This window comes from Comamonas avium (genome assembly GCF_014836675.1).
GTDB lineage: Bacteria > Pseudomonadota > Gammaproteobacteria > Burkholderiales > Burkholderiaceae_C > Comamonas > Comamonas avium.
The window spans coordinates 79,126-102,201 of record NZ_JACSQK010000007.1; the positions used below are offsets into that span (position 1 = coordinate 79,126).

Below are 23,076 nucleotides of genomic sequence, written 5' to 3' on the forward strand. Positions count from 1 at the left end.
GGTGCCGGTTGTCGGATTCGAACTGACGACCTACCGCTTACAAGGCGGGTGCTCTACCAACTGAGCTAAACCGGCGATCCGCTTCGCAGGCCAGAGGCTGCTGAAGGGACAAGATGCAACAAAAAAAGAAGCACCAAAATTGGTGCCGGTTGTCGGATTCGAACTGACGACCTACCGCTTACAAGGCGGGTGCTCTACCAACTGAGCTAAACCGGCGAAGACCGCGATTCTAATACAAGTTTCGCAGTCAAAAAACGAAATCTGATTATTTCACGCGCTTAAAAGCGGGTCGACCGCCGCCACCCGGGCTTGGTGGCCGTGGCTGATCATCGCCAGAGTCAGAAATTTTGGTCGTCGAAGTGACCAGCTGCATGACCTGAGATGCGCGCTCATCGTCCTGTGCTGGCACTTCAGACAACCCATCCTCCGCAGCGTCACTCAGACCAAGATCTGTCGCAGCATCAGAAAGCTCAGACAACAGGTCGTCCACCACGGGGAAAGACATGCCCTGTCCCGATTCACGCGCATAGATCGCCTGCACACGCTCAACAGGCACCATGATTTCACGCGGTTTTCCACCGAACCGGGCCTTGAATTCAATGTATTCATTGCCCAGCTGCAGATTGCCTGTGGCGTCATAGCCCACGTTCAGCACAATCTCGCCATCCTTGACAAATTCGCGAGGAACTTGCACTGAACGATCGACCTTCACAGCCAGATAAGGCGTCAGACCATTGTCCGTACACCATTCATGGAGGGCGCGAATCAAATACGGCCGCGTTGAAGTGGTGGTGGGCTCGTTCATGTACAAATTCCAGCGACAGCAAAAACAGAAGACTCAGGCACTCACGCAATTACTTGCGCATCACCTTCTCAGAAGGCGTCAGTGCTTCAATGTAGGCAGGGCGCGAGAAAATGCGCTCAGCGTACTTCAGCAAGGGCGCAGCATTTTTGCTCAGCTCAATGCCGTAGTAATCCAGACGCCACAACAAAGGTGCAATCGCCACGTCCAGCATCGAGAAACCCTCGCCCAGCATGTACTTGTTCTTCAAGAACACCGGTGCCAGTTGCGTCAGGCGGTCACGGATGTGCTGACGCGCCTTCTCAACTTCCTTCTCATTGCCCTTGACGTTGCGCTGCTCCAGCGTGTTCACGTGCACGAACAATTCTTTTTCGAAGTTCAGCAAAAACAGACGCACGCGTGCGCGATCGACAGGGTCACCGGGCATCAACTGAGGATGAGGAAAGCGCTCATCAATGTACTCATTGATGATGTTCGACTCATACAGGATCAAATCACGTTCGACCAAGATCGGCACTTGGCCATAGGGATTCATGGCCGCGATCTCTTCGGGCTTGTTGTACAAGTCCACGTCACGGATTTCGAAATCCATTCCCTTTTCGAACAGCACAAAGCGGCAACGGTGGGAATAAGGGCAAGTCGTTCCCGAATAAAGCACCATCATGGCGGAAGCTCCTAAAAATCAAAAAGAGTGGGACGCTCAAAAAGCGCCCACTCCACCAAGACCAGACCGCTTTGCACCCAGGTGCAAAGTGGCAACAGGCTGTCTATTTATTTGACGTCTTTCCAGAAGGCGGCATTCAATCGCCAGGCGATCAAAATAAAGATGCCCAGGAAAATCAAGACGCCAACACCGACGCGAATACGGGTATTTTGGGCTGGCTCCCCCATCCATTGCAGGAAGTTGACCAAATCACCAACTGTCTGATCGTACTCTTGTGTGCTCATTGTGCCTTGAGAGATGGTTTCCCAGCCCTTAAACACTTGGGTGTTTTGCCCATGAACCTCGACATTTTCCAAGATTGCACGGCGCTCGCCCTGCAACTGCCACAGCACGTGTGGCATACCCACCGAAGGGAACACCAGATTGTTCCAGCCTGTGGCTTTGGTTTCATCGCGGTAGAACGTACGCAGGAAAGTGTAGAGGTAATCTGCACCAGAGCCGCCTGCACCTGCACGTGAACGGGCAATCACCGTCAAATCAGGTGGATTGGCACCAAACCAGTTGGTCGCCTGCTTGGGATCAATCGCGGCCACCATCGTGTCCCCTACCTTGTCGGTAGTGAACAACAGGTTGCTCTTGATCTCTTGCTCGCTCAGTCCGATGTCTGTCAATCGGTTAAAGCGCATGAATGCAGCAGAGTGGCATCCCAGGCAGTAGTTCACAAACAGTTTGGCACCGTTTTGCAATGACGCTTGGTTGGTGGTATCAACCGGTGCCTTGTCCAGCGGCACCAAGCCGCCGCCCGCAGCGAGTGCGCCACCAGCCAGGCCGAGCGCCGTCACCAGCGTGAGGATTAGTTTTTTCATTGTTCTTGTCTCCTAGCTCAGTGGGGCTTGAAAGTCACGCGATCAGGCACAGGCTTAGGTGTGCCCAGCTGGCTCCACCAAGGCATCAACAAGAAGAAGCCGAAGTAGAACAAAGTGCCAACTTGCGAAACGCGCTCGCCGATGGGCGATGGAGGCTGCACACCCAGGTAGCCCAAGATCAGGAAGTTCACCACAAACACGGCATACAGGTATTTATGCCAGCTAGGACGGTAGCGGATGGACTTCACAGGGCTCAGGTCAAACCATGGCAGGCCAAACAAGATCACCACCGCACCACCCATGACCACCACACCCCAGAACTTGGCATCAATACCCAGCATCAAGGCCACGACGACAACCGCAGCACCTGCGATCACCAGCTTGAACAAGCCAGCCATCTTGGTTTTGAACACCGCAAACACGGCAGCCAAGCCCACGCAGGCAACCAGCACGTACATCATCTCCGTGGTGATCGCACGCAGCATCGAATAGAACGGCGTGAAATACCAGACGGGTGCAATGTGCGCAGGCGTCTTGAGCGGATCAGCAGGAATAAAGTTGTTGTATTCCAAGAAGTAGCCACCGAACTCAGGCGCAAAGAACACCACCGCCGAGAACAGGAACAGGAACACACCCACGCCAAAGATGTCGTGCACCGTGTAGTAAGGGTGGAAGGGAATGCCATCCAGCGGGTTACCCTTGGCATCCTTGGGCGCGCCAGGGGCCTTGATTTCCACGCCATCAGGATTGTTCGAACCCACATCGTGCAGCGCCAGCAAGTGCGCAACCACCAAGCCCAGCAGCACCAGCGGCACGGCAATCACGTGGAAGCTGAAGAAGCGGTTGAGCGTTGCATCACCCACCACGTAGTCGCCACGAATCAGCAGCGCCAGATCGGGCCCCACGAAGGGAATGGCGGCAAACAGGTTAACAATCACCTGCGCACCCCAGTACGACATCTGGCCCCATGGCAGCAGATAGCCCATGAAGGCTTCGGCCATCAGCGCCAGGAAGATGGCACAGCCAAAGATCCACACCAGCTCACGCGGCTTGCGATAGGAACCGTACAAAAGACCACGGAACATGTGCAAATACACCACCACAAAGAAGGCCGAAGCGCCTGTGGAGTGCATGTAGCGAATCAGCCAGCCCCAGGGCACATCACGCATGATGTATTCCACAGAAGCGAATGCCTTTTCAGCATCTGGCTTGTAGTGCATGACCAGAAAAATACCGGTCACGATCTGGATCACCAGCACCAGCAGTGCCAGAGAGCCGAAGATGTACCAGAAGTTGAAGTTTTTAGGAGCGTAGTACTCCGACATGTGCTGCTTGTAGCCAGCAAATGCCGATGGAAACCGGTTTTCAAACCAGTTCGTCACCTTGGCGCCGGTGGAGGCATTCGGGTCGAGTTCTTTGAATTCGTGGGCCATGTTGTGTTAACTCCCTCAAGCCTTGTCTTCACCGATCAGGAGTTGGGTCTCTGACAGGTACATGTGGGGTGGCACTTCCAGGTTGTCTGGAGCGGGCTTGTTCTTGAACACGCGACCAGCCATGTCAAAGGTTGAACCGTGGCAAGGGCACAGGAAGCCGCCCTTCCAGTCGGCGGGCAGCGAAGGCTGAGCACCGGTGTGGAACTTATCGACAGGCGAGCAACCCAAGTGGGTGCAGATACCTACGCAGACCAGAACCTCTTCCTTGATCGAGCGCCAGGTGTTGCGGGCGTAAACAGGAGTGAACTCGTCAGGGTTGCGCTTGGAGTCCGGGTCAGCCAGTTGCGAGTCCAGGGTTGCCAGATCGTCGAGCTGCTCTTTGGTGCGACGAATGATCCACACGGGCTTGCCGCGCCATTCAACCGTGAGCTTCTCGCCAGGTTGCAGGGCGGAAATATCTACCTCTACTGCGGCCCCAGCGGCCTTGGCCTTTTCCGAAGGCTGAAAGGTACTCACAAAGGGTACAGCGGCTGCCACGCCGCCTACCGCACCAGCACAGGCGGACGTGATGATCCACGTCCGTTTGCTGGAGTCGACAGGTGTTTCGCTCATGGGGATCCTCGATAAACATCGCTAGGTATAAGGACAATCGAGAAATTGTAGCGGAGCGAAAAACAGGAATCCAAGCACGCGTCTGACACGCTTCTTGCGTTAGATCACGCAATATGCCGTATCTCAATCAATGTGTGGAGCACGTGTATGGGCATGATGCAGGAGTTTCGTGAGTTTGCGGTCAAAGGCAATGTGATGGATTTGGCCGTTGGCGTGATCATTGGTGGGGCGTTTGGGAAAATCGTTGATTCCGTCGTCAACGACCTGATCATGCCAATGGTCGGCCTGGTCTTTGGCAAGCTGGATTTCTCGAACTTGTTTGTAGTGCTGGGCTCAGTGCCTGAGGGAACACCGCGCACTTTGGCGGCGCTGAAAACGGCTGGAATTCCGGTTTTCGCCTATGGCAACTTCATCACCGTGGCTGTGAATTTTGTAATTCTGGCCTTCATTATTTTCATAATGATCAAGCAAATCAACCGCTTAAAACGTGAAGCGCCTGCAGCACCTGCGCAACCCGAGGTCGCAACAGAAGAGGTGCTGCTGCTGCGTGAAATTCGCGACCAGTTGCGCCGTTGATTCAACACCTTTCGCCCAGCGGTTGATGCACCGCTGGCACCCCACCCGGGCCGCTCCATGAATGGGCGGCCTTTGTTTTAATGGTCGGCTGGCGCAGCCAAACGCCATGCCATGCGCACCGCTTCAATCAGGCTGGATGCGTTGGCAATACCTTGTCCAGCGATGTCAAAAGCGGTGCCATGGTCAGGGCTGGTGCGCACCATGGGCAAGCCCAAAGTCACGTTTACCCCCTCCTCAACACCCAAATACTTGATCGGGATCAACCCTTGGTCGTGGTACATCGCCAACACCACGTCGAATTCCCCAGCGTGGCCGTCAACATCTCTTGCGCGCATAAAGATTGTGTCGGGTGCAAATGGTCCCTGCACATCCATTCCCTCCCCGCGTGCAGCAGCCACAGCGGGGGCAATGGTGGTGCGCTCTTCACTGCCAAATAATCCGCCCTCCCCGGCGTGCGGATTCAGGCCTGCCACTGCAATGCGCGGTACATGGCCCAGCATGCGCTGCAAAGCCGCATGGGTGATGCGCAGTGTCTGCAAGATGTTGTCATACGTCACGGCCTCAATCGCCTGCCGCAGCGAGACATGAATGCTCACCAGCACGGTGCGCAACTCATTGTTGGCCAGCATCATGCGCACCGGCATGGCCTCCAGGCTGACCCCCGCATACTGTGCTGCCTCGGCTTGCAGCAACTCGGTATGGCCCGGAAAGCGCACCCCAGCGGCGTGCAAAGCTTCTTTGTGCAGCGGCGCCGTCACCAGGGCCGCAATATCACCATGCAGTGCCGCGCGCGTGGCCCATTGCACGCTCAATGCCGCACCCCGGCCAGCCTCTGCACTCACGGCCCCCCAGGTTGCTGGTGCAGGCATATCAGGCACCTGCAGCACAGGCATGCAGCGCGGTGGCACCTGCCATGCCTCCTCAGGCGAGGCAATGACCGCCACAGGCAAATGACCGTCTCCTGCTTGCAAGATGGCGCGGGCACCACGACGCATGGTTGCGACATCACCGGCCACAAAGCAGCCCTGCAACAGTGCTGGCTGATCACGAAATGCTTTGGCGATGATCTCGGGCCCAATGCCCGCTGAGTCGCCTTGTGTAATGGCGATGGCTTTTCTATTTTTCATGTAACCGGCCTCCAAAGCTTATGCAGTAACCGCCAGCAGCTATCAAACTTAAGCCGGATTATCAATTTCAATGAAACGATGTGACACACCCAGCTGCTGCGCTGCATGCGCTGCCACAGCAGGTGCGCCATAACGCTCTGTGGCGTGATGACCTGCAGCAATAAAAGTACTGCCTGTTTCACGGGCCAGATGGGCCTGTGGTTCCGAAATCTCGCCGGTGACAAACGCATCAGCGCCAGCGGCCAAGGCACTTTCATAAAAGCCCTGGGCCCCACCCGTGCACCATGCCAGACGCCTGATAGGCTGGCTGGGCGCACCACTCACACAAGTGACGGGACGGCCCAGCACTGCCTGAACGTGTGCAGCCAGTGCATCGGAGTTGGCGAAGCTGACATGGCCCAGCATGCCCAGAGCCTGATCACCAAAAGTGTCATCGCATTGCACGCCCAACCGAGCGCCCAGCTGGGCGTTATTGCCCAGCTCAGGGTGCGCATCCAGCGGCAGGTGGTAGGCAAAAAGACTGATGTCATGCGCCAGCAACAGGCGGATGCGTTCTTTCATCCAGCCGGTAATGCGTCCATCCATGCCACGCCAGAACAGCCCGTGGTGGACAAAAATAGCGTCAGCCCCATCGGCAATGGCGGCCTCAATCAAGGCTCTGCTAGCCGTAACACCGCTGACGATATGGCGTATGTCTGTCTTGCCCTCGACCTGCAGGCCATTGGGGCCATAGTCTTTGAAACGCTCAGGCTGCAGCAGGGCATCGAAATGGGCGAGGAGGTCTTGGCGCTGGATCATGGGCTCGATTGTGCCAAGCCATCACACCCACAACGCGCACAGGCACAAAAAAGGCAGCCGAAGCTGCCCTTGAAATCGAGGACCAGACCAGAGGCCTGTTTACTTCCTGACTTTGGGCTGCCAGCCACGCGATGCCATGGGCCAGAAAAAGCCGATGGAAGCACCCAGCACACCCATGGCGGCCACATAGTGGGCCGGTGCCATCACATCGACCTGTTGCCACACCGACACCAGCATGGGAGTCAGGCCACCGAACACGGCATAAGCCATGTTGTAGGCAAAGGACAAGCCCGTAAAGCGCACGGCCACAGGGAAGGCGCGCACACCGACAATGGGCAGCAACGAGATAGAGCCAACAAAGAAGCCCACCAGCGCATAGCGCAGCACCAAAGTATCTTCGCCGGGCAGGTTCAGGTAAAAGAAGTAGGCAGAAGCCGTCATGCCGCCCCAGCCCAGCACCATGGTCCACTTGGTGCCAATCTTGTCGTTCAGCCACCCCCAGAACACGCAGCCAATGGTCAGCGTTACGGTGGCCACGGCATTGGCCATCATGGCAGCCGCTGGGGCGATGTGAAATACCTTTTGCAGGTAGGACGGCGTCATCAGCACCACCACCACCACGGCGGTGGACAGCACCCAGGTCATCAGCGCCACCAGCCAGCAAGCTTGCTTGTGCTCACGCAAGATGGTCTTGATGGGCATTTCCACATCGGCAGCCTTGCGTTTTTGCATGTCCTGAAACAGCGGCGTCTCATGCAGAAACTTGCGCAGATACACCGAAACCAGGCCCAGTACACCACCCACGATGAACGGCATGCGCCAGGCCCAGTCGTGGATTTCAGCCTGTGTATAGGTGCTATTGAGCCACACGCCAAAGATGGAGCCCAGGAAAATACCGCCGGTAATGCCCGACGTCAGCGTACCAATGGCAAGGCCGTAGTTCTTGGCTGGCGAGTGCTCAGCCACAAACACCCAGGCACCTGGCATCTCGCCACCAATGGCAGCACCTTGCAGCACGCGCATCAGCAGCAGCAGCAGCGGCGCTGCAATACCAATGCTTGCGTATGTAGGCAGCAGACCAATGACCAGCGTGGGCACGGCCATCAAAAAGATGGACAGCGTGAACATTTTCTTGCGGCCAATCTTGTCGCCGTAGTGGGCAATGATGATGCCGCCCAGAGGACGCGCCAGATAGCCGGCGGCAAAAATGCCCAGCGTTTGTAGCTGGCGCATCCACTCGGGCATGTCAGCTGGAAAAAATAGCGCGCCGATCACGTTCGCAAAGAACACGAACACGACGAAATCGTAAAACTCCAGTGTGCCGCCCAAGGCAGACAGGCTCAGAGTCTTGTAGTCCTCGCGGTTGAGAGGACGATGGTGTGCACCGCCCGCCACTTGGTGGGCTTGTGCATTCGGATGCTTACTCATGGGGTTGTCTTTCCGGTTCAAAAGGTCAGACAGCGCGAGAGCCATGGCAACGGATAGATGCGTCAGGGCAAGACTGGACTGTTCTTCAGGACTTCACGGTGATGAAGCCTTTGCATTGCTGAACCTGCGCGGGTGAGCGAGGTCAAGAGAGAACACAGTGTGGCGCAGTCGGGAAAACATTCTAGGGTTTGTACTGACAGGGTTTTGGCTAAACATCGCAAACCACGATGCGGTTTCGCGAAATAGATGCAACCCATCTCCGTTTGCGACACCTTGAGTACACCATGCACAGGACGGCCCATCCGGCCTGCAACAGTTGTGCGTTTGCGCGTACGCTCTGTACCTATTGCCCTACTCACTCCTCTGTATATGAAGCGCTACTGGCTTTTGTTTTCCCAGGCTGTCACCGTGCTGCTGGCTGCTTATTTTGTCGTTGCCACTTTGCAGCCCAGCTGGCTCAAGCGTGGCGCCACCTACAGCCGTGCCGGCATTTCTTTGCTGGAAGCGCCTTCAGAGCCACGCACTGAATTTGCCCCTGGCAGCCTGGCCGCTGCCGCACAAAAAGCCATGCCCGCCGTGGTCAGCATCAACACCAGCAAAGAAGTGCGCCACCCGCGCAGCAACGACCCCTGGTTTCAGTTCTTCTTTGGTGATGTGGGCGCGCAGCAGCAGGCCGGTCTGGGCAGCGGCGTAATCGTCAGCCCAGACGGCTACATCCTGACCAATAACCACGTGGTAGAAGGCGCAGACCAGATTGAAGTGACGCTGTCAGATGGCCGTCAATCCAAAGCCCGCGTCATCGGCACCGATCCGGACACCGACCTGGCCGTACTCAAGATCGAGCTGGACAAGCTGCCCGTGATTGTGCTGGGCAACTCTGACCACGCCGTGGTGGGCGACACCGTACTGGCCATTGGCAACCCATTTGGCGTGGGCCAGACGGTGACCAGCGGCATTGTCAGCGCCCTGGGGCGCAACCAGCTGGGTATCAATACGTTTGAAAACTTTATTCAGACCGATGCCGCCATCAACCCGGGCAACTCCGGTGGCGCACTGATCGATGTGGACGGCAATCTGCTGGGCATCAACACAGCCATCTACTCGCAGTCGGGCGGCAGCATGGGCATTGGCTTTGCCATCCCCGTATCGACCGCCAAACTGGTGATGGACGGGCTGGTCAAAGACGGCCGCGTCACCCGGGGCTGGATTGGCGTGGAGCCCAATGAGCTTTCACCGGAACTGGCTGAAACCTTTGGTGTCAAAGCCCGCCAAGGCGTCATCATTACCGGCGTACTGCAGGCTGGCCCTGCTGCCAAGGCAGGCATGCTGCCCGGTGATGTGATCGTGCAAGTGAACGACCAGGCCATGCGCAATGTCGGCGAGATGATGACGGCAGTGGCCGCACTACCCCCGGGCACGCCTGCCAGCTTTGGCATTCAGCGCGGCAGTGAAAGCCTGACATTGAGCATCACCCCCGGTGAACGCCCAACGCCACAGCGTACACGCCAGCCTCGTTGATCCAGTAAAAACAAGAGCATCCAGCGCTTGATATATGGGAATTTCAAAATCAAAAGACTTTGAAAATACCTAAAAATAAGCGTTGGGTGCTATTTTTATTAAGAGTGGCTAACACCACCTAGCAAATCGCAGATTTGCGACTGAGACGAGACGTGAAGCCGTAGGCAGTACAGGCGTACGACAAGGCAAAGCAACGACGTATCAGAGGTGGCGTTAGCGGCTCTAAATATCCCCTCATAAAAAAACCCGCTGACAGTGCATGTCAGCGGGTTTTTTTATGGGTGAGCTGATGCAAGCATCAAACTTGGTCTGGCTCTGCGTCTTCCGGCTTTTTAGAGGCTTTCACAAACCAGCCTGCAGCCACAATGCCCACCTCATAGAGCAAGCACATGGGAATGGCCAGCGCCAGCTGCGAGATCACATCGGGCGGCGTGACCACCGCAGCAATGATGAAGGCCAGCACAATGAAATAGCCCCGAAAGCTCTTGAGCTTAGCGATCTCCACAATGCCAAAGCGTACCAGCAGCATCACAACGATGGGCACCTGAAACGCCATGCCAAAAGCCAGGTACAGGGACAAAATCGCCTCTACATACGAGGCAATGTCGGGCGTGGCCGCTACGCTGTCGGGGGTGAAGCCCTGAATGAAGGCAAACATTTTGTCCAGCACAAAGAACTGCACAAACGCGATACCCACGTAAGCGAGCAAGCTGCCAAAAATAATCAGCGGCAGTGCAAACTTCTTTTCATGCACATACAGGCCCGGTGCTACAAACGCCCACAGCTGGTACATCAGCCACGGCAGCACGGCCAAGATGCCCACCATCATCAGCACCTTGAGCGGCACAAAAAATGGCGTGAACACACCCACCGCAATCAGCTTGGAATCGGGGGGCATGTGCATCTTGATGGGATGCGCGATGAAGTCAATCAGGCCATTGGGCCCGGGCCAGATAGCCAGAACCGCCACCGCCACGGCAATGCCGTAAATGCAGTACAGCAGCCGATCACGCAGCTCCATCAGGTGCTGCACAAAGGGCTGCTCGGTGCCGGCCAGCTCGTCGTCTTTGGAGGGTTTGTCGGACATGGTCAAAAAAGAACCGGGCCCTGCGGCCCTGCGGATCAAGAAAATAAAAGCACCAGCGCTGCCTTCATTACAAAGCGCCGCACTGTTTCATCAGGCTTAAGCGTTAACGCTTGGGCCTGAAACGCGCCACACGTGCTGCGCCCGATTGCACATGCGTACGCACCCCGGCGCGCGCCTTGTACCAGCGTGGCACCGCCCCACGCTTGATACGGAAGTTTTTGCCCGGATTTTTGTACGCTGGAGAGACGGTACTGCTGCTGTCGTAGCTGCTGTAGTCGCTGGCCAGTGTGCTGGAGTTGCTGTCGAAATCAGACTCGAAATTGGTGGCATCGCGCCAGTCTTTTTCCAGGTCACTGGAGGCTGAATGCACCGACTTTTCGACATCGTGCACTGCAGTCTCCATCGACTCCTTCATCTTCTTGAGCTCGTCCAGCTCCATGGAGCGACTCACTTCAGCCTTGACGTCGGACACATAGCGCTGCGCCTTGCCCAGCAAGGTGCCCACCGTACGTGCCACCCGTGGCAGCTTTTCGGGGCCGATGACCACCAGGGCCACTGCACCAATCAGCGCCAGCTTGGAGATACCGATATCAATCATGCCAACGCCCCTTGCAGGTGCTTGCTGCCATGTTCAGCCATTAGCTCTTTTGCTTGGCGTCGACATCAATCGTGGTCTTGTCAGCGATGGACTGGTCTGCCACTGCGGCTTTGTCAGCCGTGGTGTCAGCAGCAGCGCCGCCTTCTTTCATACCGTCCTTGAAGCCCTTCACTGCACCACCGAGATCGCCACCCAAGTTTTTGAGTTTCTTGGTGCCAAACACCAAAACGACGATCACCAGCACGATCAACCAGTGCCAAACGGAAAACGTTCCCATGAGATTACTCCTAACGAATACCAGCCATTTTAGACGTGCCGCCGCAACACAGCGCCAGAGATGGCCTTAAGTTTGCGCGTGCGGCTGTGTATGTTCACCCAGATTTAGCCGTGCTTCCAAGGGCGGGGGCCACCCATCACATGCACGTGCAGGTGATGGACTTCCTGGCCACCCTCGGCGCCCGTGTTCACCACAGTGCGAAAACCACCTTCCGGGTATGGATTGCAGCCCTGCTCCAGTGCCAGCCTGGGGGCCAGCACCATGATTTTGCCCAGCAATGCCTCATCGTCCGGGCAGGCGTGGGCCAGCGAGACAATGTGCTTTTTAGGCACGATCAAGAAATGCACAGGCGCAGCGGGACGAATGTCATGGAAGGCGAACAGTTCTTCGTCTTCATACACCTTGTTGCTGGGAATTTGGCCTGCAGTGATCTTGCAGAAAATACAGTGGGGGTCATGCGCAGGGTGTGCGTGATCGGTCATGGCTGGCTTTGGAAAATCGGTGTTGTCGGTGTCAGATCTGGCCGCTGAGGGCCTCAGTCATGGATTGTCCACAATCTGCAGCGTCTGGCGAACGCCCACATCGCTGCGGTGATCATGCACCCATTGCTCACCTTGCTTGCGGCCCAGCTCAAACAATTTGAGCAAGAAAGCCATGTCTACCCGCGATTTGCTGGAAGCACCAAAACGGCTGAGCGCAGAGCCTCCGTCGATACGGTGCATCAGCACGTTTTTGTAGCGTGCGGCATCCAGCCGCCCCTCGGCCAGCATGCGGCGCACAAAATCAATCGCACGCAGTTCACTGAGCAGGCCGGCATTGAACGTCACCTCGTTGATGCGCTCCATGATGTCGTTGGCAGTGTCTGGCAGGTCTGGGTGCTCCACGGGGTTGATTTGCACCAGCAGCATATCGGTGCATTCGGTGCGATAGATCAGCGGGTACAGCGCAGGGTTGCCGGAAAAACCGCCATCCCAGTACCGCTCACCGTCAATCTCCACAGCCTTGTACAGCTGGGGCAGGCAGGCAGAAGCCATGATGGCATCGGCACTCAGGCGGGCATCGGTAAATATTTCACCCTTGCCGGTGCGCACATTCGTGGCACAGACAAACAGCTTGGGCATGCCATCGCGCCCCCAGGCCTGGGTCAGCGTCTCAAAATCTACGGTCCGCTGCAGCAGTTTGCGCAGCGGATTGATGTCCAGCGGATTGGTCTGATAGGGCGACAGGAACTGGCTCATCATGCCCATCAGCGGGTTGTTGGCCACTGGCACCCCCCAGGTGAAAGCGCCCATGGCGCCAACCCCTTCCCACAGTTTGCGCAGCGCAGCGCGGGCATGGGCGCAGGACGCGCCATGGCGGCTTGCCTGATCCTGCGGAAACTCCAGGGCGCCCTGCGCAAAGCCCTGCGCTACGGCCACCGCATTGAGCGCACCGGCACTGGTGCCGCTGATACCGGGAAACTGGAAGCCGCCATCTTCGAGCAGCGCATCCAGCACACCCCAGGTAAATGCACCGTGCGATCCCCCGCCTTGCAGTGCCAGATTCAGACATTTCACAGAAGCGGGAGGGTGCGTCATGGGCAGCAATCGTGAGGGTTAAACCGGCAGCGGCTGCTGCTTGTTCATGGCAATCATGCCGCGCACGATGCGGTAGAGGAACCAGATGGAAATTACGCACCATGCGATCCAGCCTGGCACAAAGAACAGCAGCCACAGCGGCGCCGTCACCACATACAAAATGCCTGCCCAGATCATGCTGCGCAAACGCCATGTAAAGTGCGATGCGTGCCATGTGCCCACGGCATCTGAGCGCTTGACCAAGTCAATCACCAGTGCGATCAACAGCACTGCAACGCTGACCTGGGCACCGGGCAATACCGCAGTAATAGCCACGATCAGGTGCAGCACATAGCTCACCCAGCCCCAGGCGTTGAGGCCATCGAGTGTGGCCTGGTCGACAGCGCGGACTTCAATAATGTCATCGTTCACTCTGATCTCCCTTCCTGCACAGCCCGGTCCTGGGCCTTGCGTAACGCTTTTTCTTCCAGACCGCTGGTGCCTTCACGGCGCTCCAGCTCGGCCACCACGTCAGCGGGCGTCAGCCCATAGTGCGACAGCGCAATCATGGTGTGGAACCACAAGTCCGCAACTTCATAAAGGATTTTCCCTTTGTCAGCGCCTGCGTCCACATCCTTGGCGGCCATCACCACCTCGGTGGCTTCTTCCCCGATCTTCTTGAGAAAAGCATCAGGGCCTTTATGCAACAAGCGGGCCACATAGCTTTTATCGGGATCGCCCCCGTTCGCAGTCTTGCGGCTTTCAATGACAGCAGCAAGACGGGCCAATGCGCCTTCAACCGACGCGGTGTTGTGTTCAGACATGACTTTATTTGTAGATGGATGCTGGATCTTTCAAGACCGGATCAATGGCTGCCCACTGCCCGTCCTTCAGAACACTGTAAAAACAAGAGTGCCGTCCCGTATGACAGGCAATACCGGGCACGTGCCCTTGCTGGGTAATTTTGAGCAAGATGACGTCGTTGTCGCAGTCAATGCGCATCTCGTGCACGGTTTGCTCATGGCCTGACTCTTCGCCCTTGAACCACAGCCTGTTGCGCGAACGGCTGAAGTACACGGCACGGCCCAGTTCAGCTGTTTTTTGCAATGCCTCGCGGTTCATCCACGCAAACATCACTACATCGCCGCTGCTTTGCTCTTGTGCAATCACGGGCACCAGACCCTGTGCATCCCATTGAACTTGATCCAACCAGCTCATAGACGTCCTGATTTTTTATATAGCTACCAGCGCATACTGGAAGCCGATTTCAAATATAAATCACATGCAAATGCTTATAAATAAAGCGTAAGCAGCTCACTTCTTTGACACTTCAATGGCCAGCTCAGCACACCTGCAAAGCTGCAGCGCAGTGCCTGCACCAAATACTGCAGCAGCGCTGCGGCAACCGCGTCCCACGCCGCCTCAAGCGCTGTTTTCCACTCACAGACGCACTGGAATGCCGCGCTCGCGCATGCGTTCCTTGGCCTGCTGCACCGTGTATTCACCGTAGTGAAAAATGCTGGCCGCCAGCACCGCGTCTGCGCCGCCTTGCTGCACACCGTCTGCCAGATGGTCCAGGTTGCCCACACCACCCGAAGCGATCACGGGCACGCCCACGGCATCGGCCACGGCACGGGTCAGCGCCAAGTCAAAACCGCTCTTGGTGCCATCCTTGTCCATGCTGGTCAGCAAAATCTCACCCGCACCGCGCTGTGCCATCTCTTGAGCCCAGCGCACCACATCCAGCCCTACATTCTTGCGGCCACCGTGGCTGTATACATCCCAGCCAGCGCCCATGGGCGTGCCACCGGGCCCAATGCGCAGCTCTTCTTCGGGCGTGCGGCGCTTGGCATCAATAGCGACCACGATGCACTGTGCGCCATATTTGTCGCTGCAGGCGTTGATCGTGGCAGGGTTGGCAATGGCGGCAGAGTTAAAACTGGTTTTGTCTGCGCCCGCATTCAGCAGGCGGCGTACGTCTTCTACGGCGCGCACGCCCCCGCCCACCGTCAGCGGAATAAACACCTGTGCGGCCACGGCCTCAATGATGGGCAAGATCAGATCACGGCCATCGCTGGTGGCGGTGATATCCAGAAACGTCAGTTCGTCTGCGCCTTGCGCGTTGTAGCGCGCTGCAATTTCGACCGGATCGCCTGCGTCGCGCAGCTCCAGAAAATTAACGCCTTTGACCACGCGGCCACCGGTCACGTCGAGACAAGGAATGATGCGTTTGGCGAGCATGAAAAAGCGTTTTCTATCGAAGAAGATCAGACATATAGGCTGCGGCCCTTAAGCCACGACCTGCAAAGTTTGCGCCGCATGCCAGCGCTGGCCTGGGTGCAGGGCCACGGGCTGGTTGATGACCGCTGCTTCTACGCACAGCATGCGCATCCAGTCACCAGCGTTCATATCGGGCAAGCTGGAGCACAGCGCGGCCCCGGGGTTCCATACCACCGTGTCTGGCCAGGCGGCATCCTGGCTGATGCGCAGACTGCCTGCCGCATCCCGAAGCTCCAGCGCCTGCAGTGGACGTGCATACACACGGTCCACCTCTTCACCCAGCACCACGCTGCCGCTTTGCACTGCCGGTGAAAAGGCTTTTGCAGCATTCCAAAAAGCCGCCCCTTCCAGCCCGTTCAGGGCTGCAATGTCTGCACCCTGTATGGCCAGATAGGTGTGCAGCGCGCCTGTAAATGCAAACGCGGTGCCTCCGGTGTTGGTGGCAGACAGTTGCACGGTCAGCGTATCAGGTGATACCGTGACCGCCACCTCGGCACGCACGCCGTGTGCAAAGTCGGCGTGCCAGGGCACAGCCGCATCCCACTGCCAGCGTGCCGTGATGGCCTCGCCGTGCACTTGTGCGCTGCGCCATTGCCAGGCACTGCGCCGCACCAGCCCGTGCTTGGGCAAGGGCCCACGCTGGTTGAACTGGGGAAAGCACACAGGCACACCACCACGAATGGCGGCAGAGCCGTCAAGCACAGCAGATTCGGACAAAAACAGTCGCTCATGCCCAGCCACCTGCCAGGACAGCACCTGCGCGCCCAGGTCAGACACCCGCACACAGTCACCGCTGGGCAAGGTGATCTGGGTGCAGGCTAGGCCACGCCAGATTTCACGCGTGGCTTGGGGTTCGGTCATTGTGGGTATTCGCTGTCGTCGTCTTCGTAGCCATTGAGCTGATCTGCCAGCTTCTGGCCTTCGGCAAAATCCAGATCACCGGTATAGATGGCGCGCCCGCAGATCACGCCTTCTACGCCTTCGTCTTCGACAGCGCACAGATCCCTGATGTCTTGAATGCTGGCCAGACCGCCGGAGGCGATCACCGGAATCTTCAGCGACTGCGCCAGCTTGACGGTGGCATCGATGTTGATGCCCGAGAGCATGCCGTCGCGGCCAATGTCGGTGTAGATGATGGATTCCACGCCCCAGTCTTCAAAGCGCTTGGCCACATCCAGCACATCCTGGCCGGTCAGCTTGCTCCAGCCGTCGATGGCAACCTTGCCGTCCTTGGCGTCCAGCCCGACGATCACCCGGCCTGCAAAGGCGCTGCAGGCATCTTGCAAAAAGCCCGGGTTTTTCACCGCAGCCGTGCCAATGATGACGTACTCCAGCCCCGCATCCACGTAGCGTTCGATGGTGTCCAGATCGCGGATACCACCACCGAGCTGGACCGGAATCTCACCGTTGACTTCCTTGAGGATGGCTTTGATGGCTGCCAAATTCTTGGGCTGGCCAGCAAAAGCGCCATTGAGGTCCACCAGATGCAGACGGCGGGCCCCGGCATCCAGCCAGCGACGGGCCATCTCAGCAGGGTTACCGAATGTGGTGGACTGGTCCATATCACCTTGTTTGAGGCGGACGCACTGTCCGTCTTTGAGGTCGATGGCGGGAATCAGCAGCATGATGTGCGAGAGGCTTTGCCTAAAGGAGGCCGACTAACTCAGGGGTGGCCAGGGTTGAAGAAAAAGGAGACTTACGGATTCCAGTGCAAGAAGTTGCGGTACAGGGCCAGGCCATGGTCCGCACTCTTTTCCGGATGGAATTGCGTAGCAAAAATCTTATCGCGTGCAATGGCAGATGCAAACTGTCCGCCGTAATCTGTCTCAGCCGCGCAATGTGCTGCGTCAGCCGGCACCGCATAAAAACTGTGCACAAAGTAGAAATACGCCCCATCAGGAATGCCATCCCACATGGCGTGGCGTACGCCACCGGGCGAGCTCTGGAACACCTGGTTCCAGCCCATTTGCGGCACTTTGTAGCGGCTGCCATCGGGTTGCATGCGGCCTGCCAGCTCAAAGCGCTGCACGTGCCCCGGAATCAGCCCCAGCGAAGGGGTATTGCCCTCTTGGCTGTGCTCCAGCAGCATTTGCATGCCCACGCACACGCCAAAAAGCGGCTTGGTGGCTGCAGCCTCAAGTACCGCCTCTTGCAGGCCTGAGGCCTTGAGCGCGGCCATGCAGTCGCGCATGGCGCCTTGCCCGGGCAGCACGATGCGGCTGGCGGCACGCACCTGGGCCGGGTCTTGCGTGACGATGACACGCACGTCCGTCCCCATGGCAGCAGTTTTGACAGCTTGCGAGACCGAGCGCAGGTTGCCCATCTCGTAATCGACCACAGCCACGGTGTTGTTCACTGAACTCATAGCACTTAGCGCCCGTTATTACTGGGTTTCAATGTACTTTCGCTTGCAAACATAGAGTACACAAGCGACAGCAGCTCACATCTTTACAGACTGCCTTTGGTGGACGGAATCACACCCGCCATGCGCTCATCGCGCTCCAGCGCAAAACGCATGGCACGGGCAAACGCCTTGAAGATGGTTTCGCACTGGTGGTGGGCGTTGAAACCCTTCAAGTTGTCAATGTGCAGTGTGACCCCGGCGTGGTTCACAAAGCCCTGGAAAAACTCGAACACCAGCTGGGTATCCAGCTCGCCAATGCGGCCCGCGGTGAACTTGCAGTCCATGTGCAGCCCGGGGCGGCCCGAAAAATCAATCACCACGCGCGAGAGCGCTTCGTCCAGCGGCACATAGGCGTGGCCGTAGCGGCGAATGCCCTTTTTGTCGCCCACGGCCTTGGCAAAGGCCTGGCCAATGGTGATGCCAATGTCTTCCACCGTGTGGTGGCCGTCAATGTGCAGATCACCCTCGCAATCCACGTCCAGATCAATCAGGCCGTGGCGGGCAATCTGGTCGAGCATGTGGTCCAGAAAACCAATGCCAGAGCGCAGCTGCGCCTTGCCCGTGCCGTCCAGATCCACGCGCACGTGCACATGGGTTTCGGCGGTGTTGCGCTGCACCTCGGCCACGCGGGCGGTGCTCTCAGCAGAAGCGGTAGCGGTGGAGGGGACGAGTGCATTGCTCATAACGATTCCTTCAAGGCTGCCAACATGCGGGCATTTTCTTCGCGGGTGCCCACGGTCAGACGCAGGCAATTGGCCAGCAACGGGTGCATGGCCGAGACATTTTTGACCAGAACGCCGCGCTCCTTCATGGCCGCCTGCGCCCTGGCGGCATCTTGCACGCGCAGCAGCACCATATTGGCCTCTGAAGGCCAGACTTTGTCTACCCCGGGCAAAGCGGTCAGTGCATCGATCAAGGGCTGGCGCTCAGCGCGGATGGCAGCGGCCTGCTCTGCGTACAGATCGGCATGCTCCAGCGCAAAGATCGCAGTTTCGCAATTGAGCACGCTGATGTTGTAGGGCGGGCGCACCTTGTCCAGCTCATTGACGATGGCCGCCGGGCCAATCAGGTAGCCCAGCCGGGCGCCGGCCAGACCAAACTTGGACAGCGTGCGCATCAGCAGCACATGCGCGTTGCGCGCAGGGTTGGCGTGCATTTGCGTGATCCAGCTGCGGCTGGCAAAAGGCTGGTAGGCCTCATCCATCACCACCAGGCCGCCAATGGCACCGACCGCATCAATCACGGCCTGCACCTTGTCTTCGGCCCACAGCGTGGCGGTGGGGTTGTTGGGGTAGGCCAGATAGGTAATGGCGGGCTGCTGCGCGGCTATGGTGGCCAGCATGGCGGGCACATCCAGGTCAAAGTCGGCTGTCAGTTGCACAGGCACAAAGTCCAGCCCCTGCAACTGCGCACTCATGGGGTACATCACAAAGCCGGGCATGGGCGCCAGCATCTTGGCGCGCCCCTGAGCACCCGGTTGTGCGGTCGCCAGCGCCAGCAAGGTGATGATTTCATCCGAGCCATTGCCCAGCAGCACCGCGCTGCCCTCAGGTGCACCGGCGTAGTCTTGGAGCATCTGCTTCAAAACGTCCAGGCGCTCGCCGGGGTAACGGTTGATTTCCAGTGCGCCCAAACGCTCTCCCAGCGCCTTTTGCAGCGCCTGCGGCAGACGGAACGGGTTCTCCATCGTGTCCATCTTGAGCAGGCCCTGCGAAGGCTGCACATGGTAGGCATGCATGGCCCGCACGTCGGCACGGATGCGTTGCAGCGCTTTGGCTTGGGTCGAGGAATCAGCAGACATGGGGTTCACACTTTCAAATTTCTTGCAGGCATGCAGTGGCTGGATCATCCGCCCTCAGGCAGCATCTGCGCCGGGGCTGGCCGCCTGCTGCAAGGGGTGCACCATGGTGACGCCACCGTAGTGCGCCCCATGGGGCAGATGCAGCGTCAGCATTTGCTCGCAACCACTGTGCTGGGCACAGGCCACGGCCAGACAGTCTGCAAACGGCAATGCGTGGCGTGCCTGCACCGCCCACGCGGTTTCCAGCGTGGCGGCATCGGTTTTCCAGGGGTTCCAGGTCTGGTAGCGGCGAATGGCAGCGCGCGCATCGCCTTGGGGCATGGGAGCAGCACCCGTGGTGACCTGGTCGTAAAACTCCACCAGTGCCTGATTACCGGTACGCCCCGTGCGGCTGCGCCACAGCAGATCCAGCCAGTCGAGTACGGCGGCATACAAGGCAGGCTGGCCCACATCTTCTGCGGCAATCAGTGCCGATGTATCGACGAACACCGGGTTCATGCCACACCTTCATGGTTCAAGTCTTTGGGGCCTGCAGCACGCTTGCCCGCGGCACTGCGCGCTGCGTTTTTTGTGGACGATGCGCCCCCCCCCGCTTGCCAGGTGCGCTCATCGGTGCGCCACGCCAGATAGGCGCGTTCATACGTATCTTCGCGGCGCTGCATCTCGGCCATAAAGTCACCCAGCATGCGCGAGACACTGGTGCCCCGGCGCGCTGCCTCGATGCGTGCCCATTCAAGCACGCTGTCTTCGACGGTGATAGTGACGTTCTTCATGCGGACTAGTCTACACGAATTTCGTGTTGCACGAAGTTCGTGTAGCCAGATTTATGCCTTCCGCATGCTCCCGTCCAGATGCGGGCAAACGCGTCGCGTGGATTCAGCGGTAGGCCGGTGGCGGCGCATAAATCGTGCTGCCTGCGTCTGCCGGGAAAGCCTGTGGCCCTGCGGGAGCCTGTGTTGGTGCCGTGGGCTTGAGCTCAAACAAGGCAACACCCATCGCGCCCAGATTGCGCGCATCGCCCGCAGGCGTGTTGGCGGCATAGGCCTGGGGTTTGCTGGCAAAGCGAAAGGCCGCTACTTCACTGGCGCTTTTGCGAAAGCCATCAATGCGCATGGTCTGACCTGGCTCCAGAATGTAGCCCCCAGCTGCCTGACTGCCGGTGCGGCCACCGAGCACATCCAGACCATCTACGGTGGCCACCACCTCATAACGGGTCTGGCTGCGATTGACAAACTGCAGCTCATAACGCTCACCTTGCTTGCCCGCTACACGGTAGTCCTGCGCACCGCGCGTGCTGTAAATGGGCAAGGCTTGCTCCTGCTCGCCCAGTACCGACCACTCCACTTTGCCGCCCGCCAGCAAAATATTCAGTTGCTGGTTGGCGCGGCGGCCCAGCGCCTGCTGAATGCTCGCCAGATCGGTGTAGGCAATTTGGCGCAGTTCTTGCGGCTGCTGCGTCACCCGCTCGGCGGGCACATAGCGCACTGCGGATTCACGCCCCTCGCCCCATTGCGTGCCCAGCGTAGAAGCCGAGGCACGGGCGGGCGGTGCCAGCCGGCGTTCAGCGGTTTGCGAACTGCGCTGTACCTGCTGCGCAGACGTCGCGGCGCTGGAAGACTCGTTCACTGCGTCAGAAGACCGCCCTGCCTGCATGGTGGGTGCACACCCCAGCAAAGCCCCCAACACGAACCCCACCACACACCACCGCTGGGTGCGACCGAACACGTTCTTTCTCAAACTCAACACCATGCTGCCTCCTGCTACTGGGCCCTGGCAAGCTGCCAAGGCATGTGCGCAGTGTTCAACAAATTGCGCAGAATTCACCACCTGGCCACACTTGGTTGCACTTAATTGACTCCCGCCATCAAAAAACCGCGCTCAAGAGCGCGGCTGGAGTGACAGCGGCACGCCTTACTTCAGGCGCATTTCTGCTGCACGGGCGTGACCTTGCAGGCCTTCGCCGTAGGCCAGCTCGGCTGCGATCTTGCCCAGCACCTGCGCACCTGCTTCACTCACTTCAATGATGCTGGAGCGTTTCTGGAAGTCGTACACCCCCAAAGGCGACGAGAAGCGCGCCGTGCCGCTAGTAGGCAGCACGTGGTTGGGGCCTGCGCAGTAGTCGCCCAGCGATTCACTGGTGTAGGCACCCAGAAAAATGGCCCCTGCATGCTTGAGGCTGGGCTCCCACCGGTGAGGATCATTGCTGGAGACTTCCAGATGCTCGGGTGCAATGCGGTTGGAGATGGCACAGGCCTCTTGCATGTCGCGCGTCAAAATCAGTGCACCCCGGTCGTTGAGGCTTTTGGCGATGATGTCCTTGCGCGGCATTTCGGGCAGCAGACGGTCAATCGATTGCTGCACGGCGTCAATATAGGCAGCATCAGGACACAGCAAGATGGACTGCGCCAGCTCGTCATGCTCGGCCTGGCTGAACAAATCCATCGCCACCCAGTCGGGGGGCGTGGTGCCATCTGCCAGCACCAAAATTTCAGACGGCCCGGCAATCATGTCAATGCCCACCATGCCAAAAACGCGCTTCTTGGCGCTGGCCACATAGGCGTTACCGGGACCAGTGATCTTGTCCACCTTGGGCACAGTGGCCGTGCCATAGGCCAGAGCCGCTACAGCCTGCGCCCCACCAATGGTGAATGCACGGTGCACGCCCGCCACATAGGCAGCCGCCAGCACCAGCGGATTTTTTTCACCCTTGGGCGTGGGCACCACCATGATGATTTCGGGCACACCTGCCACATGGGCTGGAATGGCGTTCATCAGCACGCTGCTGGGATATGCGGCCTTGCCACCGGGCACGTAAATGCCTACGCGGTCCAGCGGCGTCACCTTCTGGCCCAGCAGGGTGCCGTCTTCGTCACGGTAGCTCCAGCTTTCGCCGTTGGCTTTCTTTTGCGCCTCGTGGTAGGTGCGCACACGTTGCGCGGCCGCTTGCAGTGCATGCTTTTGTGCAGCGCCCAGGCTGTCAAAAGCAGCCTTCAACTCTGTCTGCGTCAGCTCCAGCGCCTGCATGCTGGGCGCATCCAGCCCGTCAAAGCGGGCCGTGTACTCCAGCACCGCAGCATCACCACGGGACTGCACATCGGCCAGGATATCGGCCACGCGCTGCTCAATCGCCGCATCCGTATCGGCTGACCAATGCAGGCGTTGCGCAAAATCATGTTCGAAATTGGCATCCGCGGTGGACAGACGAAGGGGGGTTGCTGCGATTTCCATAGTGTTTACTGCTTCAACAGT

The 23,076-nt window shown here is 58.4% G+C and carries 28 protein-coding genes and 2 tRNA genes; 2 read left to right on the plus strand and 28 right to left on the minus strand.

Annotation, left to right across the window (positions count from 1 at the left end):
• Nucleotides 1-2 precede the first annotated feature (2 nt).
• From H9646_RS14755 to petA, 7 genes are all read right to left on the minus strand, one after another.
• A tRNA-Thr gene (locus H9646_RS14755) sits at nt 3-75 on the minus strand.
• A gap of 65 nt (nt 76-140) precedes the next feature.
• A tRNA-Thr gene (locus tag H9646_RS14760) sits at nt 141-216 on the minus strand.
• 49 nt (nt 217-265) lie between these two features.
• Nucleotides 266-805 (minus strand): ClpXP protease specificity-enhancing factor, encoded by a 540-nt coding sequence (locus H9646_RS14765; protein WP_191724145.1) that lies wholly within the window; start codon nt 803-805, stop codon nt 266-268.
• A gap of 49 nt (nt 806-854) precedes the next feature.
• Nucleotides 855-1,466: a glutathione S-transferase N-terminal domain-containing protein gene (locus H9646_RS14770; RefSeq protein WP_054067369.1), complete on the minus strand. Its 612-nt coding sequence runs from the start codon at nt 1,464-1,466 to the stop codon at nt 855-857.
• A 107-nt stretch (nt 1,467-1,573) separates the two neighbouring features.
• Nucleotides 1,574-2,332, minus strand: a complete 759-nt coding sequence (locus H9646_RS14775; protein WP_191724146.1) for a cytochrome c1 — start codon at nt 2,330-2,332, stop codon at nt 1,574-1,576.
• A gap of 17 nt (nt 2,333-2,349) precedes the next feature.
• A complete protein-coding gene (locus tag H9646_RS14780; RefSeq protein WP_191724147.1) occupies nt 2,350-3,765 on the minus strand; it encodes a cytochrome b in 1,416 nt (471 codons plus the stop codon).
• Nucleotides 3,766-3,780: 15 nt separating this feature from the next.
• Nucleotides 3,781-4,377 carry a ubiquinol-cytochrome c reductase iron-sulfur subunit gene (gene petA, locus H9646_RS14785; protein WP_191724148.1) on the minus strand — a complete coding sequence of 199 codons (597 nt, stop codon included), beginning with the start codon at nt 4,375-4,377 and terminating at the stop codon, nt 3,781-3,783.
• Nucleotides 4,378-4,524: 147 nt separating this feature from the next.
• On the opposite strand from petA, the gene mscL reads away from it, so the two are divergent.
• Complete coding sequence (gene mscL / locus H9646_RS14790) at nt 4,525-4,953, plus strand: large conductance mechanosensitive channel protein MscL (RefSeq protein WP_191724149.1); 429 nt, start codon at nt 4,525-4,527, stop codon at nt 4,951-4,953.
• Nucleotides 4,954-5,030: 77 nt separating this feature from the next.
• Here the strand turns inward: mscL and pdxA are convergent, their stop codons facing one another.
• From pdxA to H9646_RS14805, 3 genes are all read right to left on the minus strand, one after another.
• Complete coding sequence (pdxA, locus tag H9646_RS14795; protein ID WP_191724150.1) at nt 5,031-6,080, minus strand: 4-hydroxythreonine-4-phosphate dehydrogenase PdxA; 1,050 nt, start codon at nt 6,078-6,080, stop codon at nt 5,031-5,033.
• 48 nt (nt 6,081-6,128) lie between these two features.
• Nucleotides 6,129-6,878 carry a Nif3-like dinuclear metal center hexameric protein gene (locus tag H9646_RS14800; protein WP_191724151.1) on the minus strand — a complete coding sequence of 250 codons (750 nt, stop codon included), beginning with the start codon at nt 6,876-6,878 and terminating at the stop codon, nt 6,129-6,131.
• A gap of 99 nt (nt 6,879-6,977) precedes the next feature.
• Nucleotides 6,978-8,306: an MFS transporter gene (locus H9646_RS14805; RefSeq protein ID WP_191724152.1), complete on the minus strand. Its 1,329-nt coding sequence runs from the start codon at nt 8,304-8,306 to the stop codon at nt 6,978-6,980.
• A 369-nt stretch (nt 8,307-8,675) separates the two neighbouring features.
• Between H9646_RS14805 and H9646_RS14810 the strand changes: the two genes are divergently transcribed.
• Nucleotides 8,676-9,824 (plus strand): S1C family serine protease, encoded by a 1,149-nt coding sequence (locus H9646_RS14810; RefSeq protein ID WP_191724153.1) that lies wholly within the window; start codon nt 8,676-8,678, stop codon nt 9,822-9,824.
• A 298-nt stretch (nt 9,825-10,122) separates the two neighbouring features.
• Here H9646_RS14810 and tatC read toward each other — a convergent pair whose 3' ends face one another.
• The 18 genes from tatC to hisD form a co-directional block, all read right to left on the minus strand.
• On the minus strand, nt 10,123-10,911 hold the full coding sequence (gene tatC, locus H9646_RS14815) for a twin-arginine translocase subunit TatC (protein ID WP_191724154.1): 789 nt from the start codon (nt 10,909-10,911) through the stop codon (nt 10,123-10,125).
• 103 nt (nt 10,912-11,014) lie between these two features.
• The gene (tatB, locus tag H9646_RS14820; protein WP_191724155.1) at nt 11,015-11,509 is read right to left on the minus strand and encodes a Sec-independent protein translocase protein TatB; all 495 of its coding nucleotides are present in this window, start codon (nt 11,507-11,509) and stop codon (nt 11,015-11,017) included.
• A 40-nt stretch (nt 11,510-11,549) separates the two neighbouring features.
• Nucleotides 11,550-11,786: a Sec-independent protein translocase subunit TatA gene (gene tatA / locus H9646_RS14825; protein ID WP_191724156.1), complete on the minus strand. Its 237-nt coding sequence runs from the start codon at nt 11,784-11,786 to the stop codon at nt 11,550-11,552.
• Nucleotides 11,787-11,890: 104 nt separating this feature from the next.
• Nucleotides 11,891-12,268: a histidine triad nucleotide-binding protein gene (locus H9646_RS14830; RefSeq protein ID WP_191724157.1), complete on the minus strand. Its 378-nt coding sequence runs from the start codon at nt 12,266-12,268 to the stop codon at nt 11,891-11,893.
• Between the two features lie 57 nt (nt 12,269-12,325).
• Nucleotides 12,326-13,363 (minus strand): patatin-like phospholipase family protein, encoded by a 1,038-nt coding sequence (locus H9646_RS14835; RefSeq protein WP_191724158.1) that lies wholly within the window; start codon nt 13,361-13,363, stop codon nt 12,326-12,328.
• Nucleotides 13,364-13,381: 18 nt separating this feature from the next.
• Complete coding sequence (locus H9646_RS14840) at nt 13,382-13,774, minus strand: DUF4870 family protein (RefSeq protein ID WP_191724159.1); 393 nt, start codon at nt 13,772-13,774, stop codon at nt 13,382-13,384.
• A complete protein-coding gene (locus H9646_RS14845; RefSeq protein WP_191724160.1) occupies nt 13,771-14,166 on the minus strand; it encodes a phosphoribosyl-ATP diphosphatase in 396 nt (131 codons plus the stop codon). Before H9646_RS14845 ends, H9646_RS14840 begins: the two co-directional genes overlap by 4 nt.
• Nucleotides 14,167-14,170: 4 nt before the next feature.
• Nucleotides 14,171-14,560, minus strand: a complete 390-nt coding sequence (gene hisI, locus H9646_RS14850; RefSeq protein WP_191724161.1) for a phosphoribosyl-AMP cyclohydrolase — start codon at nt 14,558-14,560, stop codon at nt 14,171-14,173.
• A 222-nt stretch (nt 14,561-14,782) separates the two neighbouring features.
• The gene (gene hisF / locus H9646_RS14855) at nt 14,783-15,583 is read right to left on the minus strand and encodes an imidazole glycerol phosphate synthase subunit HisF (RefSeq protein WP_191724162.1); all 801 of its coding nucleotides are present in this window, start codon (nt 15,581-15,583) and stop codon (nt 14,783-14,785) included.
• 48 nt (nt 15,584-15,631) lie between these two features.
• Nucleotides 15,632-16,483: a D-hexose-6-phosphate mutarotase gene (locus tag H9646_RS14860; RefSeq protein WP_191724163.1), complete on the minus strand. Its 852-nt coding sequence runs from the start codon at nt 16,481-16,483 to the stop codon at nt 15,632-15,634.
• Nucleotides 16,480-17,247, minus strand: a complete 768-nt coding sequence (gene hisA / locus H9646_RS14865) for a 1-(5-phosphoribosyl)-5-[(5-phosphoribosylamino)methylideneamino]imidazole-4-carboxamide isomerase (RefSeq protein ID WP_191724164.1) — start codon at nt 17,245-17,247, stop codon at nt 16,480-16,482. Before hisA ends, H9646_RS14860 begins: the two co-directional genes overlap by 4 nt.
• Nucleotides 17,248-17,318: 71 nt before the next feature.
• Nucleotides 17,319-17,987 carry an imidazole glycerol phosphate synthase subunit HisH gene (gene hisH / locus H9646_RS14870; RefSeq protein ID WP_191724165.1) on the minus strand — a complete coding sequence of 223 codons (669 nt, stop codon included), beginning with the start codon at nt 17,985-17,987 and terminating at the stop codon, nt 17,319-17,321.
• Nucleotides 17,988-18,070: 83 nt separating this feature from the next.
• Nucleotides 18,071-18,709, minus strand: a complete 639-nt coding sequence (gene hisB / locus H9646_RS14875; protein ID WP_191724166.1) for an imidazoleglycerol-phosphate dehydratase HisB — start codon at nt 18,707-18,709, stop codon at nt 18,071-18,073.
• On the minus strand, nt 18,706-19,827 hold the full coding sequence (gene hisC / locus H9646_RS14880) for a histidinol-phosphate transaminase (protein ID WP_191724167.1): 1,122 nt from the start codon (nt 19,825-19,827) through the stop codon (nt 18,706-18,708). The genes hisB and hisC overlap by 4 nt, the downstream gene beginning before the upstream one ends.
• A gap of 54 nt (nt 19,828-19,881) precedes the next feature.
• Complete coding sequence (locus H9646_RS14885; protein WP_191724168.1) at nt 19,882-20,325, minus strand: PIN domain-containing protein; 444 nt, start codon at nt 20,323-20,325, stop codon at nt 19,882-19,884.
• The gene (locus tag H9646_RS14890; RefSeq protein WP_191724169.1) at nt 20,322-20,600 is read right to left on the minus strand and encodes a hypothetical protein; all 279 of its coding nucleotides are present in this window, start codon (nt 20,598-20,600) and stop codon (nt 20,322-20,324) included. Before H9646_RS14890 ends, H9646_RS14885 begins: the two co-directional genes overlap by 4 nt.
• Nucleotides 20,601-20,703: 103 nt before the next feature.
• Complete coding sequence (locus H9646_RS14895) at nt 20,704-21,576, minus strand: hypothetical protein (protein WP_191724170.1); 873 nt, start codon at nt 21,574-21,576, stop codon at nt 20,704-20,706.
• A 162-nt stretch (nt 21,577-21,738) separates the two neighbouring features.
• Nucleotides 21,739-23,055 (minus strand): histidinol dehydrogenase, encoded by a 1,317-nt coding sequence (gene hisD / locus H9646_RS14900; RefSeq protein WP_191724171.1) that lies wholly within the window; start codon nt 23,053-23,055, stop codon nt 21,739-21,741.
• Between the last annotated feature and the right edge of the window lie 21 nt (nt 23,056-23,076).

What these genes read in the sequence shown, in the direction of transcription:
- H9646_RS14765 (WP_191724145.1), bottom strand. Translation starts at nt 805, where the DNA reads ATGAACGAGCCCACCACCACTTCAACGCGGCCGTATTTGATTCGCGCC.
- H9646_RS14770 (WP_054067369.1), bottom strand. Translation starts at nt 1,466, where the DNA reads ATGATGGTGCTTTATTCGGGAACGACTTGCCCTTATTCCCACCGTTGC.
- H9646_RS14775 (WP_191724146.1), bottom strand. Translation starts at nt 2,332, where the DNA reads ATGAAAAAACTAATCCTCACGCTGGTGACGGCGCTCGGCCTGGCTGGT.
- H9646_RS14780 (WP_191724147.1), bottom strand. Translation starts at nt 3,765, where the DNA reads ATGGCCCACGAATTCAAAGAACTCGACCCGAATGCCTCCACCGGCGCC.
- petA (WP_191724148.1), bottom strand. Translation starts at nt 4,377, where the DNA reads ATGAGCGAAACACCTGTCGACTCCAGCAAACGGACGTGGATCATCACG.
- mscL (WP_191724149.1), top strand. Translation starts at nt 4,525, where the DNA reads ATGGGCATGATGCAGGAGTTTCGTGAGTTTGCGGTCAAAGGCAATGTG.
- pdxA (WP_191724150.1), bottom strand. Translation starts at nt 6,080, where the DNA reads ATGAAAAATAGAAAAGCCATCGCCATTACACAAGGCGACTCAGCGGGC.
- H9646_RS14800 (WP_191724151.1), bottom strand. Translation starts at nt 6,878, where the DNA reads ATGATCCAGCGCCAAGACCTCCTCGCCCATTTCGATGCCCTGCTGCAG.
- H9646_RS14805 (WP_191724152.1), bottom strand. Translation starts at nt 8,306, where the DNA reads ATGAGTAAGCATCCGAATGCACAAGCCCACCAAGTGGCGGGCGGTGCA.
- H9646_RS14810 (WP_191724153.1), top strand. Translation starts at nt 8,676, where the DNA reads ATGAAGCGCTACTGGCTTTTGTTTTCCCAGGCTGTCACCGTGCTGCTG.
- tatC (WP_191724154.1), bottom strand. Translation starts at nt 10,911, where the DNA reads ATGTCCGACAAACCCTCCAAAGACGACGAGCTGGCCGGCACCGAGCAG.
- tatB (WP_191724155.1), bottom strand. Translation starts at nt 11,509, where the DNA reads ATGATTGATATCGGTATCTCCAAGCTGGCGCTGATTGGTGCAGTGGCC.
- tatA (WP_191724156.1), bottom strand. Translation starts at nt 11,786, where the DNA reads ATGGGAACGTTTTCCGTTTGGCACTGGTTGATCGTGCTGGTGATCGTC.
- H9646_RS14830 (WP_191724157.1), bottom strand. Translation starts at nt 12,268, where the DNA reads ATGACCGATCACGCACACCCTGCGCATGACCCCCACTGTATTTTCTGC.
- H9646_RS14835 (WP_191724158.1), bottom strand. Translation starts at nt 13,363, where the DNA reads ATGACGCACCCTCCCGCTTCTGTGAAATGTCTGAATCTGGCACTGCAA.
- H9646_RS14845 (WP_191724160.1), bottom strand. Translation starts at nt 14,166, where the DNA reads ATGTCTGAACACAACACCGCGTCGGTTGAAGGCGCATTGGCCCGTCTT.
- hisI (WP_191724161.1), bottom strand. Translation starts at nt 14,560, where the DNA reads ATGAGCTGGTTGGATCAAGTTCAATGGGATGCACAGGGTCTGGTGCCC.
- hisF (WP_191724162.1), bottom strand. Translation starts at nt 15,583, where the DNA reads ATGCTCGCCAAACGCATCATTCCTTGTCTCGACGTGACCGGTGGCCGC.
- H9646_RS14860 (WP_191724163.1), bottom strand. Translation starts at nt 16,483, where the DNA reads ATGACCGAACCCCAAGCCACGCGTGAAATCTGGCGTGGCCTAGCCTGC.
- hisA (WP_191724164.1), bottom strand. Translation starts at nt 17,247, where the DNA reads ATGCTGCTGATTCCCGCCATCGACCTCAAAGACGGACAGTGCGTCCGC.
- hisH (WP_191724165.1), bottom strand. Translation starts at nt 17,987, where the DNA reads ATGAGTTCAGTGAACAACACCGTGGCTGTGGTCGATTACGAGATGGGC.
- hisB (WP_191724166.1), bottom strand. Translation starts at nt 18,709, where the DNA reads ATGAGCAATGCACTCGTCCCCTCCACCGCTACCGCTTCTGCTGAGAGC.
- hisC (WP_191724167.1), bottom strand. Translation starts at nt 19,827, where the DNA reads ATGTCTGCTGATTCCTCGACCCAAGCCAAAGCGCTGCAACGCATCCGT.
- H9646_RS14885 (WP_191724168.1), bottom strand. Translation starts at nt 20,325, where the DNA reads ATGAACCCGGTGTTCGTCGATACATCGGCACTGATTGCCGCAGAAGAT.
- H9646_RS14890 (WP_191724169.1), bottom strand. Translation starts at nt 20,600, where the DNA reads ATGAAGAACGTCACTATCACCGTCGAAGACAGCGTGCTTGAATGGGCA.
- H9646_RS14895 (WP_191724170.1), bottom strand. Translation starts at nt 21,576, where the DNA reads ATGGTGTTGAGTTTGAGAAAGAACGTGTTCGGTCGCACCCAGCGGTGG.
- hisD (WP_191724171.1), bottom strand. Translation starts at nt 23,055, where the DNA reads ATGGAAATCGCAGCAACCCCCCTTCGTCTGTCCACCGCGGATGCCAAT.